The organism is Nostoc sp. (assembly GCF_036917275.1).
Classification (GTDB): Bacteria; Cyanobacteriota; Cyanobacteriia; order Cyanobacteriales; family Nostocaceae; genus Nostoc.
Window position 1 is genome coordinate 20,211 of the sequence record NZ_JBALDF010000060.1, and the last position, 15,676, is coordinate 35,886.

15 protein-coding genes, 1 tRNA gene and 1 other annotated feature are annotated in these 15,676 nt (G+C 43.3%); of the genes, 3 read left to right on the forward strand and 13 right to left on the reverse strand.

All coding sequences use genetic code 11. The annotated features are described in order from the left end of the window. Positions 1-77: 77 nt before the first annotated feature. From V7K35_RS23355 to rplS, 10 genes are all read right to left on the reverse strand, one after another. Positions 78-515 (reverse strand): hypothetical protein, encoded by a 438-nt coding sequence (locus V7K35_RS23355; protein WP_335082087.1) that lies wholly within the window; start codon positions 513-515, stop codon positions 78-80. Positions 516-517: 2 nt separating this feature from the next. Next, the gene (locus V7K35_RS23360; RefSeq protein WP_335082089.1) at positions 518-1,237 is read right to left on the reverse strand and encodes an HsdM family class I SAM-dependent methyltransferase; all 720 of its coding nucleotides are present in this window, start codon (positions 1,235-1,237) and stop codon (positions 518-520) included. 358 nt (positions 1,238-1,595) lie between these two features. After that, the gene (gene rplL, locus V7K35_RS23365) at positions 1,596-1,988 is read right to left on the reverse strand and encodes a 50S ribosomal protein L7/L12 (protein ID WP_335082091.1); all 393 of its coding nucleotides are present in this window, start codon (positions 1,986-1,988) and stop codon (positions 1,596-1,598) included. A gap of 86 nt (positions 1,989-2,074) precedes the next feature. Further along, positions 2,075-2,728 carry a 50S ribosomal protein L10 gene (gene rplJ / locus V7K35_RS23370; RefSeq protein ID WP_335082093.1) on the reverse strand — a complete coding sequence of 218 codons (654 nt, stop codon included), beginning with the start codon at positions 2,726-2,728 and terminating at the stop codon, positions 2,075-2,077. A gap of 63 nt (positions 2,729-2,791) precedes the next feature. Beyond that, positions 2,792-2,959, reverse strand: a sequence feature (ribosomal protein L10 leader region). A gap of 64 nt (positions 2,960-3,023) precedes the next feature. Then, positions 3,024-3,737 carry a 50S ribosomal protein L1 gene (gene rplA / locus V7K35_RS23375; protein ID WP_335082095.1) on the reverse strand — a complete coding sequence of 238 codons (714 nt, stop codon included), beginning with the start codon at positions 3,735-3,737 and terminating at the stop codon, positions 3,024-3,026. 124 nt (positions 3,738-3,861) lie between these two features. After that, complete coding sequence (rplK, locus tag V7K35_RS23380; RefSeq protein ID WP_273766606.1) at positions 3,862-4,287, reverse strand: 50S ribosomal protein L11; 426 nt, start codon at positions 4,285-4,287, stop codon at positions 3,862-3,864. A 6-nt stretch (positions 4,288-4,293) separates the two neighbouring features. Continuing rightward, on the reverse strand, positions 4,294-4,935 hold the full coding sequence (gene nusG, locus V7K35_RS23385) for a transcription termination/antitermination protein NusG (RefSeq protein ID WP_334797940.1): 642 nt from the start codon (positions 4,933-4,935) through the stop codon (positions 4,294-4,296). Continuing rightward, positions 4,935-5,156, reverse strand: a complete 222-nt coding sequence (secE, locus tag V7K35_RS23390) for a preprotein translocase subunit SecE (RefSeq protein WP_334797941.1) — start codon at positions 5,154-5,156, stop codon at positions 4,935-4,937. Before secE ends, nusG begins: the two co-directional genes overlap by 1 nt. Positions 5,157-5,478: 322 nt before the next feature. Beyond that, positions 5,479-5,551: transfer RNA gene (locus V7K35_RS23395), tRNA-Trp, on the reverse strand. A gap of 154 nt (positions 5,552-5,705) precedes the next feature. Beyond that, positions 5,706-6,068, reverse strand: a complete 363-nt coding sequence (gene rplS, locus V7K35_RS23400; RefSeq protein ID WP_298920971.1) for a 50S ribosomal protein L19 — start codon at positions 6,066-6,068, stop codon at positions 5,706-5,708. Between the two features lie 154 nt (positions 6,069-6,222). Here rplS and V7K35_RS23405 point away from each other — a divergent pair, with 154 nt between their 5' ends. Then, positions 6,223-7,248 (forward strand): glycosyltransferase family 2 protein, encoded by a 1,026-nt coding sequence (locus V7K35_RS23405; protein ID WP_335082097.1) that lies wholly within the window; start codon positions 6,223-6,225, stop codon positions 7,246-7,248. A gap of 518 nt (positions 7,249-7,766) precedes the next feature. Further along, positions 7,767-8,825, forward strand: a complete 1,059-nt coding sequence (locus V7K35_RS23410; RefSeq protein WP_335082099.1) for a glycosyltransferase family 4 protein — start codon at positions 7,767-7,769, stop codon at positions 8,823-8,825. Here V7K35_RS23410 and V7K35_RS23415 read toward each other — a convergent pair. Further along, on the reverse strand, positions 8,822-9,484 hold the full coding sequence (locus tag V7K35_RS23415; protein ID WP_335082101.1) for a hypothetical protein: 663 nt from the start codon (positions 9,482-9,484) through the stop codon (positions 8,822-8,824). The two genes, V7K35_RS23410 and V7K35_RS23415, sit on opposite strands and share 4 nt — an antisense overlap. A 291-nt stretch (positions 9,485-9,775) precedes the next feature. Here V7K35_RS23415 and V7K35_RS23420 point away from each other — a divergent pair, with 291 nt between their 5' ends. Then, positions 9,776-10,426, forward strand: coding sequence for a hypothetical protein (locus V7K35_RS23420; protein WP_335082103.1), 651 nt, complete (start codon positions 9,776-9,778; stop codon positions 10,424-10,426). A 349-nt stretch (positions 10,427-10,775) separates the two neighbouring features. On the opposite strand, the gene V7K35_RS23425 is transcribed toward V7K35_RS23420, so the two are convergent. Both V7K35_RS23425 and V7K35_RS23430 read right to left on the reverse strand, forming a co-directional pair. Continuing rightward, the gene (locus V7K35_RS23425; protein WP_335082105.1) at positions 10,776-14,060 is read right to left on the reverse strand and encodes an efflux RND transporter permease subunit; all 3,285 of its coding nucleotides are present in this window, start codon (positions 14,058-14,060) and stop codon (positions 10,776-10,778) included. Between the two features lie 75 nt (positions 14,061-14,135). After that, a complete protein-coding gene (locus V7K35_RS23430; RefSeq protein ID WP_335082107.1) occupies positions 14,136-15,647 on the reverse strand; it encodes an efflux RND transporter periplasmic adaptor subunit in 1,512 nt (503 codons plus the stop codon). Positions 15,648-15,676: the final 29 nt, after the last annotated feature.

Sequence of the window (15,676 nt, forward strand, 5' to 3'; positions counted from 1 at the left end):
CAAATTACCCCCCTTAATCCCCCCTTAGAAAGGGGGGAAACAAGATTTCCGGTTCCCTCCCCTTCACAAGGGGAGGGTTAGGGTGGGGTAAAACTGACGCGAAAAACCTCATCACCAAAGATTTGCAGTATTGCAATAACAGCGTACCCATTTGTTATTTCGGCGAACCCATTTGTTATTTCGGCGAACCCATTTGTTATTTCGGCGAACCCATTTGTTATTTCGGCGAACCCATTTGTTATTTCGGAGAAACCATTTGTTATTTCGGAGAACCCATTTGTTATTTCGGAGAACCCATTTGTTATTTCGGCGAACCCATTTGTTATTTCGGCGAACCCATTTGTTATTTCGGCGTACCCATTTGTTATTTCGGCGAACCCATTTGTTATTTCGGCGAACCCATTTGTTATTTCGGCGAACCCATTTGTTATTTCGGCGAACCCATTTGTATTTACACCGTAGGCCTGCGGGGAGGGGAGAAGCGTAGCTTTGGCGGGGTGCAATCGTTTTTCCACGTTTACCCCTTCCGCCGTTGCAACAAAGTCATTGGGTCAAAACCGTGGCTAGTAAACAATTCTTGCTTTGCATCCACCTCAGACTTAGGTACACCACCGCGAAACAGTACCCCGTGAGGCATTACTGTCGCCATAATTCCATCTTGCTTTAACACCGCCAGCATGTGCTGGGCAAACATCAAATCAGCTTTTCCACTCGTAGGGCAAAAAACACGGAATCGGTCTTTAAACTCCATATCATTATCTTTATTACCCCGGCTGTAGTTTTGCGAAAACGGTGGATTACTCAGTATTCGGTCATAATGCTTTAAATTCCCCCCCTCTTTAATCGGTACCATCAAGGTATCGTCATTCTGAAGCACAGCATTGGGGATTCCATGCAGCAATAAATTCATCTTGCAGATAGCCCAAACTCCCCCGTTATTGTCTTGTCCGTAAAGTCTCAAATCGCGGGAATTTCCACCGTGTTCTTCTATGTGCTGCTTAGATAAAATTAACATTCCCCCCGAACCTACACAGGCGTCATAAACCTCCATCCTTTCTTGGGGGTTGACAATTCGCACCATTAACTTCACCACTCCACGCGGAGTATAAAATTCACCGCCCTTTTTACCAGCAGAGTCAGCAAAGAAATAAATTAAATACTCATAAGCCGCACCCAATAAATCGGGAAATTCTAAATCTTCATTTCGTAGCGATCGCTTATCAAAATGTTCTATCATTTGACGTAATTGCAAATCGCTTAACGTACTCTTGCCACCTACCTGCCTATTAAAATCAATACAGCACTTTGCAAGTAAATGAAGTACACCCTTCTCTTGCTTGTGACTGCTGTGAATTACCGCCCTTAATCTCCCTGTTTATTGGGGGGAAAAATAAATCTAGTTCCCTCCCCAATATATCGGGGAGGGTTAGGGTGGGGTATTTTTGTACTTCATTAACTTGCAATCTGCTGTAAGGACTTTACTCCTTATTTTCTGGGCACTAAAGTGCTTACTACAAACCCTCAAAACTAGCTTGATATGAAAAAAAGGAGCCTGACTCAGACTCCTTAATCAAAAACTAGTAATAGAATTGTGACTACTTAACAGTCACCTTACCGCCAGCTTCTTCGATGCGCTTCTTAGCATCTTCAGCAGCATCCTTAGCAAGACCTTCTTTAACAGCCTTGGGCGCAGCTTCCACCAAGTCTTTGGCTTCTTTCAGACCCAAACCGGTCAATTCCCGGACAATCTTCAGCACGGCAATCTTCTTATCAGCTGGGACTGATTCGAGAACTACTTCAAACTCGGTTTGCTCAACAACTTCCTCAGCAGGAGTAGCACCACCACCACCAGGGCCTGCGAACGCTACGCCAACGGGTGCAGCAGCACTCACGCCAAAAGCTTCTTCAATTTGCTTGACTAACTCAGAAGCTTCCAGCAAAGAAAGAGTTTTTAGTTGTTCTAAAATTTGATCGGTTGTAGCAGACATTGATATAACTCCTGTAATTTTGATTATTTATTTGTCATCGGTCATTGGTCTTTAACTATAGACTTTTGACTGATGAACCACGAAGTCTATTCAGCAGCCGTTTCGGTGCCTTCGGTACTGCTATCTTGTACAGCAGCAGTTTCGGTACTGCTATCTTGTACAGCAGCAGTTTCGGTACTGCTATCTTGTACAGCAGTAGTTTCGGTGCTACCACCACTTTGCTCTTGCTCGGCCACAGCCTGTAAAGCACGAGCCAGTGAACCAGGAACTTCGTTGATACCCACAGCAATCTTGGTAGCCAAGGCGTTGATAGCTCCAGCAATTTGGGCTATGAGTTGTTCCTTAGATGGCAAGTCTCCCAATATCTTGACATCAGGTTCTTTGAGTAGACGACCTTCCAGTACACCACCGCGAAGTTCTGTTTTCTTGCTGACTTTTTGGAATTCTTGGTATGCCTTAATTGCCGATGAAAAATCTTCTTTTACCAGCAAAAAGGCGGAAGCACCATTAAGCAATTCTGACAAAGGCTGCCATTTTTCATCATCTTTAATGGCAATACCCATTAGGGTGTTCTTCGTTACCTTACAAACGGTGCCAGTGGGACGCAGCCGCCGCCGTAAATCGGTGATTTCAGAAACTGTTAGCCCCTGATAGTCAATTACCAGTGCCAGAGTTGACTTACTCAAAGTTTCTTTGAGGTCAGCTACTATTTCTTTTTTATTTTCTACTGTTCTACCCATTCCAATCTCACCTCCTTAAAATAATCGGGGAAGTGCCCTAGTTGTACGTTTCTTCTAAACCTGAACCCAAACAACAAACCCCAGCTAATATAGCCGGGGTTAAGTAGTAAGACTCTTGATGCCATAGTTATCACACCTTTATAAGTGGTAATTCTGACAATTAGAGTTTTAACCTCGGCAGGATATTAAGCTATTAGCACCTGCTGTCTCCGGCTTTGCCTATTTAATTTAAAGTTAGGAGTGAACAGTTAGGAGTTAGTAGTTTTATACCTAACTTTATAACTCATAACTCTTATTAACCTGCTTCGCTCAGTTTCAAATCTCGTAGGGCGGTGATATCAACTTTAATCGATGGCCCCATAGTGGCTGACACATAAAATGTGCGCCAATAACGACCTTTAGCTCCTGAAGGACGGTTACGGTCAATCGTCTCCTGCAATGCCTTCAGATTGACTAACAAATCTTCAGGCGAGAAAGTTGCCTTACCAAACATAACATGGACAATACCAGTTCGATCGGCTCGGAACTCTAATTTACCAGCTTTGAATTCTGCGATCGCACCTGCTAAATCAAATGTCACCGTTCCACCCTTAGGCGATGGCATTAAACCACGTGGCCCAAGCAACTTACCCAGCTTTGCCACCTGTGGCATTACATCGGGTGTGGCAATCAGCTTGTCAAAATCCATCCTACCTTTCTGGATTTCGTCAATCAGTTCTTCTGAACCTACGATATCAGCACCAGCGTTGTTTGCTTCGTTTACCTTTTCGCCTCTGGCTATCACCGCCACCCGGACGATTTGTCCTGTACCTTTAGGCAGTCCTACTGTTGTCCGTAACTGTTGGTCTGTATACTTGGGGTCAATTCCCAGCCGGATATGCGCTTCAGCAGCTTCAGCAAATTTAGCTGTTGCTGTGTCTTTGAGAAGGGCTAAAGCCTCTAAGGGTTGATAGTCCTTGTCTTCTACTTTTGCTTGCAGCGTCTGCAAACGACGCGATATTTTTACCATTTTTTTCTCCTGGGGTAATTCCGAAGCTTCGCCTCTCCCCCGATAATTTTTAGTTATTTGTCCTTTATCATTTGTCCTTTGTCACTAGTTTTTTACTAATGACTAATAGACCAATAACTAATGACTAATCCGTGACTGTTACACCCATATTCTTAGCCGTTCCTGCCACAATCTTCATTGCCGCGTCTATGTCGTTGGCATTAAGATCGGGGAGTTTCGTTTGGGCTATTTCTTGCAATTGTGCTTTGGTAATTGACCCAACCTTCTTTTTGTTGGGTTCATTCGAGCCTTTTTCAACTTTCGCCGCCTTCCGAATCAGCACTGATGCTGGTGGCGTTTTGAGTACAAATGTAAAACTCCGGTCTTCAAAAACCGAAATTTCTACAGGGATCACCATTCCAGCTTGATCTGCTGTTTTGGCGTTGTATTCTTTACAAAACATCATAATGTTGACGCCGTGTTGACCCAACGCGGGCCCCACTGGCGGTGCTGGATTGGCTTTTCCAGCATTCAGGGCCAGTTTAATGACCGCTACTATTTTCTTCGCCATTTGTATTTAGCTCTGTTTCTCTACCTGATTAAATTCCAATTCTACTGGTGTATCCCTGCCGAAAATTGAGAGCAAGGCTTTGAGCTTACTCCGCTCTGGAGATACTTCAATCACCTCGCCTTCAAAGTCTTTAAATGGACCAGAAAGCACCATTATCTTATCACCAGTAGCCATGTCAATTTTGACAACCGGCTCCTGTTCGCTGGTTTGTTTGAATATGCGTTCTACTTCTGAAGAACTCAGTGGTATGGGGTTGACATGACCGCGACCCTTGCTGCTACCACGTTTTTGTTCTGAACCGACAAAATTAATTACATGGGAGGTGTTTCGTACCACCTGCCAGGTATCATCATCCATCATCATCCGCACCAGCACATAGCCAGGGAAAACTTTTTCTTCTGTATGCTGGCGACTGCCATCTTTGCGGATTTTCACCGCTGGCGTTTGCGGAATTTCTACCTGGACAATTTTGTCAGCTACATCAAAAGTTTGAATGCGTTGCTCTAAGTTCGTCTTTACACGCTTTTCACAGCCTGAGGCTACTTGCACTGCATACCAGCGTGCTTCTTTTGACGCTGCTTCTGCTGTTTCTCCTGTTTCCTCCGACTGCAACGTGGAGTTGCGAGGTTCGTCTGTTGCAAAAGTCATCAGAACACCTGTTTTGCTGCCCAACCAAACAATCCATCGACCAAGTATATCAAAGATGCGGAGAGTGCCACCATTAACAACACAGCGGCGGATTCGCTGACTATTTGTTTCCGACTGGGCCAGACTACTTTCTCAAGTTCTTCTTTGATTCCCTGTATGAACTTGCCCAAGCTAAACCCATTTGTGGTTTCTGGCAATTCTGCTTCACTTTTTTTGACCACGACCCTTTATCCCCCCGTTTGTCACTCAATTTTGGATTTTGGATTTTAGATTTACTCCATACCTCAAGGCAAAGGAGGCTTAATTTTAGATTTTGGGTTGTCGATTTTAAATTTATTCTCAATCTAAAATCGGCAGATTTTGTGTTTTTAATCCAAAATCTAAAATCTAAAATCGGATTATCCCAGTTTGCAGTTTCGACTTTATTTCACTTAACTAAAAGCAAAACAACTGCAAATACAATAAGTTTACCCGAAATTATTATCGCTAACTGCTATATTAGCAGCTGCGTAATTATTTCGGGCTTTGTTTTTTGCTCTTGAGCGCGCCCTGGAGGACTCGAACCTCCGACATCAGGTTTTGGAGACCTGCGTTCTACCAACTGAACTAAAGGCGCACAAGCTGTTTTTGATTCAGTCATTGCGCTGAACTAAATTTCAGTTTAACGCAATATGCGATTTATATCATATCTTAATTTTGCTCTTGGGAACAAGTCAGCGGCAGATGCCGCTTGAGGCTTGAGATTTCTCCCATAATGATTGAAGGACGAATCACAAAGGGCGGTCAAACCGTTGCTTGATTCGGGTTGCCTTACCTACGCGATCGCGGAGATAATACAGTTTAGCACGGCGTACCTTACCGCGGCGTAATACCTTAATGCTGTCAATCCGGGGAGAATGCAACAGAAACACCCGCTCAACGCCCACGCCTTGAAAAACCTTACGGACTGTGATAGTTTCGTTGATGCCACCATTCCGCATGGCAATCACTACTCCCTCGTAGGGTTGTACACGGTACTTTTCACCTTCCTTGATTTTCACTCCGACTTTTACTGTGTCGCCTACATAAATGTCGGGTAGATTCGATTTTTTCTGTTCCGCTTCAATGGAGCGGATAATCTCTTGAGCGTTCATAGTCTTTCCGTCTGCTTACAAAAAACTCACAATCATCTATCATAAATCGATAATCCTCTTTCAGTCTACTTATTAAAATTGATAATTTTACTGATACAACAACATACAGATCGAAGCTATATTCACAGAATGCTGTAGCACAAAGGTAAAATTTATGAAATTTAGCGTCGTCATCACTACCTATAATCGCTTGAACTTGCTGCAAAGAGCAATTGACTCGGCTCGTAACCAAACGATTGAGTGTGAGGTGGTTGTTGCTGATGACTGTTCATCTGATGATACCCAAACCTATGTAAAAAGCTTAGGGGACAAGGTTGTTTACCATCGGAACGAAGTGAATCTTGGTCATGCAGCAACCGTAAATGCTGGAGTTGCCAAAGCTAGCGGCGACTGGATTAAGTTTTTAGATGATGACGACTATTTAGCACCCAACTGCATAGAAGAGATGGCGAAGGCGATCGCACTTCGTTCCGATGCTGTAATCTGCTCTTGTGTGGCGGCTCAGGTGGATGGTAATGAAGTTGAACTCAGTCGCACCCCCCAAGTTGGCCCTGGTTTAGCTTTTTATATCCCACAGGCCGATATTCACTATGGTATGCTCTTAGAGGTTGTGCCTTTTGGCACACCTGTACAAGTAGCTTGCCGACGTGATGCTTTTCTACAAACTGGTGGTTGGGACTCCAGACTCGATGCTAACTGTGATGACATCGATTCCTGGATTCGGATTGCTCAGTTTGGTGATGCTATTTTCTTCAACCAGTGTCTTGCTTACCGCACTATTTGGCCGGGTGCGTATAATCAAAAGTTTTCTTTATCTCGGCGGTTGGCGACAAATATTTTGATGAAGGAAAAAATTTACTCTTTGGTAAATGAACAACATCGCTCAAAGATTCCCGTCTTTCAGGATATAAAAAATTACCTGAAACTCCATTGGATTTTAGTAGCGCTGAAGCAAAAAAATATCAAGAGTTTTCTTTCAATGATAGATTTGTCTATAATTTCTCCTCAGTCTTGGAAGTTTTTGCTAACTGCTATTTCATCACGCCACTTTCAGGCAAACAATTCTCAGGTTCGCAAACTTGTATTAGACATCTCCAGAAAAGAATCTGGAGACGCGAAATTTCGCGTCTCTACAATGGTTCTGGATAACGCATATTTAATTTCTGAAAATGTCTATTAGACATCTCCGAAAACAATTAAAGACTTGGTATGGCTAGGATATAGGACGTAAATGCAATCATCGCAAATTAGCTATAGCGGTTCCCAACGTAGTGAGGTGCGTATTTAAAGCTGCTTATTTTGCTATAAAAGATTTAGGTGTATCTCAGTTGTTTAGGAAACACTATAGTATGTACGATAAAATAAGGCTTTGAGATATTTCTTATTAATAATTAGGCAAAAATATTTACCGGGGTATTGGCTTATGCTGGTCATAGCCATTGGGGAATACAAAATAAGGTTATAGCGACTGAAATAGCAGATTCAGTCTTCAGAATTTTGGAGTTTTACCCCGATTTATCGAGCCGTTACTGAATAAGTCTTTAAGCTAAGTAACTGGTTATAAGCGCTCTCAGTCAGTAGCTAGTGGTTAATTTTATGCACTACTGGCTACTTTTGAGTTGTCGCTGAAGACCTCAATAATTATGTTGATTTACACCCAGTTACTTCTCTTGATTTTTTATACATATCTCAAAGATTATGCGAATCATACATATTTTGAACCACGTTCAAAAAATAGGTAACGGGATTGTGAATGTGGCTGTGGATCTGGCTTGTTTACAGGCAAAATCTGGTCATGAGGTAGCGGTTATTTCTGCTGGTGGTGAATATGAAAAATTACTAAATATATGTGGTGTCAAACACTACCAATTAGACCAAACTAGGAAACCGATAAGTATTATTAAAGCAGCTGGGCGTTTTCGAGCGATCGCAGCAGAATTCCAGCCGGATATTGTTCATGCACATATGATGACAGGAGTCATATTAGCACGCATTTTTAAAAGGCACAAGTATGCTTTAGTTTCCACAGTCCACAACGAATTTCAGCGTTCTAGCCTGCTGATGGGTTTAGCTGACAGGGTAATTGCCGTCAGTAAGGCTGTGCGAGATTCTATGGCACGGCGCGGTATTTCCGAAAACAAGTTGCGGGTAGTATGCAATGGAACTTTAGGCAGTCCCCGTACCCGACAAATACAGGATTATCAACCTTTACCATTACAGCGTCCAGCGATCGCAACTGTAGCCGGGATGTATCAACGCAAGGGAATCGCTGAGTTAATCGCTGCCTTTGAACAAATTGCTTCAGATTTTCCCCAAGCGCATCTTTATTTGGTAGGAAATGGCCCTGATAAACAGCTATTTGAGGCACAAGCACAAGCAACTTCTGTAAAAGAACGCATTCATTTTGAAGGCTTCCAGGCGGAACCTCAACGCTATCTGATATCTTGTGACATATTTGTGTTAGCTTCCCACCGCGATCCTTGCCCTCTGGTACTTTCGGAAGCTAGGGAAGCTGGAACTGCGATCGTTGGTACTCAGGTAGATGGGATTCCTGAAGCTTTGGACAATGGGCAAGCAGGACTTTTAGTGCCAGCAAAAGATAGTAAAGCTTTGGCTGGGGTTTTAGTACAATTACTGAGTAATGCCGATATGCTGCACGAGTGGAAACAACGGGCAAATCAAAACCTACAATGGTTGAGTGTTGCCCGCGTCCATCAGGAAACACTGGCAGTGTATCGTGAATTAATTACAAATTAACAGTGTAGCGATCGCTTTACTTTTAAAGCTACACCTAAAGCGCCAAAGAGCAGTACACTCAAAACGTTAGTTGATTCAGGAACAGCAGTATAATAACTAGCCACTCTGATCGGCCCATCTTTATCCGCTTTCTCTGGTGGCACTGATGGAATGATTCCAGCACCTGGCGCTAGATTGGGTATGGTAGCGAATGGATTGTAAAACAGGGTTCCGTTTGGAATTACGCCACCACTAAAAGTGATGATGTTATCTTTGACGGTAACATCTGTAAAAATATTCTTGAGTTCAGGGTTATTAGAGTAACCAATCTTGCCATCTCCATTAACATCTCCCCATTGCACTGATTCATTATTAAATGGTGGAGTAGAATTCTGATTACTATAGGACAGCGTTTTTAAATCAAAGACCAAGCTATTTATATCGTATCCGGTGGCATTGAGAAAGTTATTAGCTACATCTGGGACACCATATTCTACTATTTGCCCTGGTTGATATTCTGGCCCAAGGGTTCTTGGCTTTTTCGTGTCGAGTATGTCTTGATTTTTAGTCGTCACAATCGGTTCTACCAAGATGAAGGCTTTGGCTGGTGTCAAAGACAAAAAACTAATTCCTGCTGCTCCTAGAACAGACAAGGCTATTTTGGTTGCTATTGTAGTCATATTTCTGTCCTCTTCATATTGATTGAGAGAATGCGATACCGCATAGATTAAATCAAACAGCAAAACTCACTTTGAAACTGCTATCTACCTGCTGGATAAATAGCGGTTAATATGTGCCTGTTTACTGAGTTTAGATTTAGTCATAGGTTGATTTATAAAGCAATTCTTGTAATGCTTTATCACCATAACTAGTAATTTCACGCAATCTTTATAAAAAATCTAAGTTAGAACTTATGTGTTGACAGATTTTCCAATATGTGGATTTAAAAAATTGGCGAAATGGGGGAACTGATGAAAAAGAGAATTTATTTTACAACTATTGTAGTGATCGCCGTCTTTGGTGCAGGTCTAAGTACTGCAAACAATACAACCAATTTTTTAGCACAAAGTACCGAGAAAGTATCTGCAAGTACTGAAATGATTGAGGGTTTGACAGTTACAAGAACAGAGGGGGATATTATTTTACCAAAAGATGTAGAGGATTTAATTGCAAAATCAGATATTATCGCTATTGGAAAACCAACACAATCGATCGCGGAAAGTACACCTTTGATTCAACGTGATTTGGGGGGTTACGTTACTCAAGCGATCTCCCAAACTGAATTTCAAGTACAACGTGTGCTGAAAGGTGCGTCATATTCTGACACGCTATTGATCGGACAACAAGCAGCTATAGTTGCAGACAGAATCACCGGTAAAAGCTCCCTTCAGGTACTTGACGATTACCAACCGCTAGTCAAAAATGCGAAATACATTCTTTTCCTTAAGAAAGGTTTGAATGGTAGTTCATTGTATTTTCCTGTAGGGGTTTATTACGGCAAATTCAATGTTGATGGCACAGACCAAGCTGAAAATAAAATAGAAAATCCAGATTTTAAGTTGATCCGAAAGGACGTGATTGAGAGATTTAAGGAGATTATAGACCAAAGGTCAACTAGTTAACGATGCTACAAGCTTTAAAGTAAAGCTTGTGAACGGCTTGTTATTGTTTAATAACTACAGCACTTTGCAAGTAAATGAAGTACACCCTTCTCTTGCTTGTGACTGCTGTGAATTACCCCCCTTAATCTCCCTGTTTGTTGGGGGGAAAAATAAATCTAGTTCCCTCCCCAATATATCGGGGAGGGTTAGGGTGGGGTATTTTTGTACCTCACCAACTCGCAATCTGCTGTATATCATAGGACTTACGCAAAAATTGCCAAAAAGTTTAATTTATCGAACCGCCAAGACGCCAAGAGCGCCGAGAATTCGTACAGTGTGCGTAAGTCCTATATCAATCCCTCTCAGGAACTCAAATAAATTTTTTAGTAAATCTACGTAACTGGATAAACACTGGCTTTGCCCAATTTCCACCTAGTAAATCGTGCAGCAGGATATAAAAACAGGGGATGATAAATAATGTCAGCATTGTTGCGATCGCCATCCCAAAGAAAACTACAATTCCTAAAGGCTGCAAAAACTCGGAACCTTCGCCAATGCCCAACGCCAAAGGAAACAGTCCCAAAATAGTGGTGACTGTAGTCATGATAATTGGGCGTAAGCGTTGAGGAGCAGCTTTCATAATCGCAATTTGGCGAGTACAACCTTCTTCTTCCCGAATTTGGTTTGCTAGTTCTACCATGAGAATCCCTGCATTCACCACAATTCCCACCAGCAGTACAACGCCAACAATTACAGTTGCGCCAATTGCAGTTTTGGTAATGTAAAGTCCAAAAATTCCCCCAGCTAACGCTAGTGGTACGGTGAAGATAATTACCAACGGGTCAATGAGCGAATTGTATTGCACCGCCATGACTACAAATATTAGGAACACTGCCAACGCTCCCAAAGTTTTTAAAGCATCCTGAAGTTGCTGATTAGTTTCTTGGGCAGAACTAGGCACAATTGAAACGCCATCAGGTAAGTCTACATCCTTGAGTACCTCGTTGACTTCTGCGATCGCTTCACCAAGACTAGCTCCCTCGCTGAGATTACCTGCCACAATAAAAGCTTGACGCTGATTAATCCGTTGCACCTCACCAGGCGCTTGACCTTCTTGAATGTTCGCTACATCTGAAAGCCGAATTAGGTGATTATTTTCTGTAAATAGCGGTAATTGCTCTAGCTGAGAAGGACGCTGAATGGCTTCTTTATTTAGCTGCACTCGCACATCAACTAAACGATTACCGCGTTGAATTTGCGTGGGAACTGAACCTTCAATTGCTGTTTGAACTGTTGCACCAATTTGCCCGGCGCTCAATCCTAAAGCTGAAACCCGTTCCCAGTCAGGACGAATTTGGATTTCGGGTTGCCGGGGGTCGGCATCTGGTCGGAATGTCGCTAATTTTGCCCTTTCCTGCAATGCTTGCAGCACTTGCGTCCCTGCTTGGGTTAAGTTTTGTTCATTCTCACCTTGCAGAATCACGTCAACTTCTGATCCTTGCACTGGAGAATTACTCAAGATTAAACCCCGCACCTGACCAGGATTAAGGCGCAGCAGAATTCCTGCTAAGTTGAGTTTGTTAAATTCCTGAGTTACTTTTTTGACGAAGGCTTCGACATCTGTGCCTGGTTTAAGATTGATGGTGCTGCTGGCACGTAAAGGATTTTCTGTAGTATTGCTGCCAAATAAATTACCACCCACAGTTGTGAAAGCAGACTCGGTTTCTGGTTGTTTGAGCAAAATGTCATCGACAATTTGCATAACTTTTTCAGAAGTTGCTAAAGGTGTACCGGGAGGAAACTGCGCTCTCAAGTTAGCTTGTCCGGTACTGATGCGGGGTAAAATTTCTTGGGGAATTTGACCAAACATGAAGAAGCTGCTGCTACCTAAAATCAGCAAAGCAGCAGTTACTACGAAAAACCGATAGCGTAAAACCTTGGTTAAGAAGTTACCGTATCCCCGCGTAGCATCTTCAAATCGGTGATTAAACTGTTTAAGCAGCCAAAATTCGCTAATCCGACTAGACCAGGGAATTCCCAAAAGTCGAGAAGACAGCATCGGCACTATTGTAATCGCGACGACAAGGGATGCTGCTACTGCGAAGCTAATTGTCAGAATCAGTTCATTAAATAGCAGGGCAATAAAGCCGCCAATTAAGAGAAATGGCACTACAGAAACTAAGTTGGCACCTGTAGCAGCAACTAAAGCAGATTCTACTTCTTGGGACGCAGCGATCGCACTGTCAATAAAGAATTTGGAATTTTTCTTCTGCCCCTCTGCCTCCACCTCTTTTTGATTGGGAGTCATCCCTGTTTTTTCAGAAATGTTCTCCAAAATCACAACCGATGTATCAATTGCTTGACCGACTCCTAATGTTAAACCTGCCAAACTAAAAACATTTAAAGTCAGGCCAAATATTTTCATCATAGCGATCGCACTTAGAGTACACAGCGGAATCGTTAAACTGATAATCAATGTTTGCCTAAATGATCCCAAAAATAACAACACTGCTGCTGCTGCTAACAATGCTCCAGAAATCCCCGAAAAGATGACATCATTTAAAGAATTGCGGATGAAGAGAGATTCATCTGTGGTGGGACTCAAAGTCATGTCTGCTGGAATTAAACCCGATTGTCGTAATTGTTCAATTCGCCGCTTCACAGCATCCACAACTGTGATTGTGTTGGCCTCCGGCTGCTTTTGGACTGAAAATTTCACAGCAGGCTGACGGTTGAGGTAAACAAATAGCCGCTGCTCTTCTGTATCATCGATTACCTCTGCAAAGTCTCGCAAATAAACGCGGCGGGGAGGAACTGGAGTAATAGTATCAGTGGTATTACTGCTATTAGTAGTATTTACGGTAGCAGGGGAAGCGGAGGAAACTCTCAACGAAAGGTTTTCAATTTCCCTGGCATTTTGGAAACGTCCGACAGTCCGAGTCAATGGCTCAGAATTTTGTCCCAGAATCCGGCCACCAGAAGTATCTTGGTTACGGGCTGTTAATTCATTTAATACATCATTTAACCCCACGCCCAAAGCTTGCAATCGGTTTAAGTCAACAAGCACTCGTACTTCTTCTTCAGCACCGCCAGATACATCAACTGAGGCGACCCCTGGCACGACACTGAGTTCACGGGTTAACTCTTCATCAGCAAATACGCGTAAATCTTTACCTGGCAGAGAGCCAGATGTCAACGCCAATTCATAAACTGGCAATTGGGAGGGATCGACTTTAAATAAGCGCGGCTCCTCTATCGTATCTGGCAGTTGTCCCCGGTTTCGGTTAAAAGCAGCAGTAGCATCGTTTAGGGCTTGGTCAATATCGCCCCCTGGCTGGAAGTATAAATCGAGGCTTACTTGTCCTTCACGGGTGCGGGAAAAAACTTGCACTACATTCTCGGTTGCAGCTAAAGCTTCTTCTAAGGGTCTGGTGATTTCATCTACTGCTACTTCTGGAGAAATACCAGGCGCTTCTAGCCGAACCCCAATTCGCGGATAAGTAATTGATGGTAGGAGATCGACTTGGATCGTTGTGAGAAAAAATACCCCAATGACAATTACTGCCACGGTGAGCATGAGTGTACCAATGTGTTGGCGGATAGCGATCGCACTAAGGCTAAATCCGCCATTGCCATTATTATTTGCTTGTTGCATAATCCTAAGTGATAAGTGCTAAGTGCTGACTACTGAGTACTTTTTTCATTAGTATGGTGGTTATTGCTCACCCTACTATTGCTTTTCTGAAAGAATTGAAAGACTTACAGTGTCACCTTCTTTTAACGGCTTACCACTACGAACAACATAGCGCTCTCCGGCTTGCAAACCGGATAAAATTTCCACTCTACCATCAGCCCTTTTTCCTAACATTACAGCTCGTGCTGTTACCTTCGTTTTGCCTTCTGTGTCTTTGAGGACAAATATTGCTCCACTTTGGTCTTGCGGCTTTGCCTCTGCCGTACTAGATGTATTAGATGGGGAAGAGTCCTGCGGTACATTTGTTTGCGTCTCCCCTGTACCCTTGGAGTTCTTACTACCCGCTTTCTGAATAGCTGTTTGCGGCACTACAACCCGTTGTTGTGTCTGGTTTTCAAAATTTACTCGCGCCAGCAATCCGCTGCCAATCTTGCCTTGAGTGTTGGGAATCACTACCTCTACAGGTATCAAGCGAGCGGTGGCATCCGCAGCTGGAGAAATGCGCGTAACTCTGCCAATTAATCTTTCGTTGGGGAAGGCATCTAATCGGACTTGTACAGACTGCCCAACCTGAATTTGTGCCAGTTCTAACTCGGAAACTTGCACAATGACTTTGACACGGTTAAAGTCGCCAATTTTCAAAACTTCGCTACCTGCTTGCAAAAGATTGCCGGGTTCTGTCACCTTTTGTGTGACTATGCCAGTGATGGGGGATGTCAGCCGAGCGTAAGAACTGCGCTCTTTGGTTTGAGCAACTAATGCCTGCTGGGCCAATACTCTACCTTGAGCAGCAGCAACAGCTTGCTGTTCTGTACGGACTTGTTCTTGAGCTGCCCGTAGTGCCTGAGCAGCTGTTTGCGCCTGGGTACGTGCTTGTTGGGCGGTTTGTTCAGCGATCGCTCCAGCTTTGAATAGATTTTGTTGGCGTTGTGAGTCTGCCTGAGCTTGTACCACTTCTAACCGCGCCCGTTCAACGTTTGCACGGGCATTGCTTACTTGATTGGTTACTCTAGCTACTTCTGATTTGAGGGCTGCTAATTCTGCTTCTGCTTGCTTTAATTCTGTCAAAAGTATGGCATCATCCAATTGCCCGATGTTTTGTCCAAGCTTTACCGGATCGCCCACATCTAAGTTCAAAGCCAATAACCGGGCTTCTACCTGCGATCGCACTGATATAATCCGAAAGGGTGTTGTATTACCTGTATATTCTAGTTGTTTTTGCAGCAAGTCAGTTCGAGCGATCGCCACATCTACAGCCGTTGCACTACTACCACGTTGTCCACTACCAGGACTTTGAGATTCCGCATCAGCCGATTCCTTGGGCAGTGATCCGCAATTTGCCGTCAGTAGTCCTATGCCCAGCAAACAGGGAATCAATAATATTGATGCAAAAGGGGAAGACACCTTTGTGTGAACGCCACTCTTTACATCTGCGACAGCCAGATCAGTCTTCACAACTGAATCTAACAGGGTATTAATTACCTGGTTAGCGGCTGCGAAAGGTGAGATTTTCGCCTGCTTTTGCGGCTTATTTTTGTCCAAAATCATTTATTTTTCTCCTATTTTGGGAGCTTTTG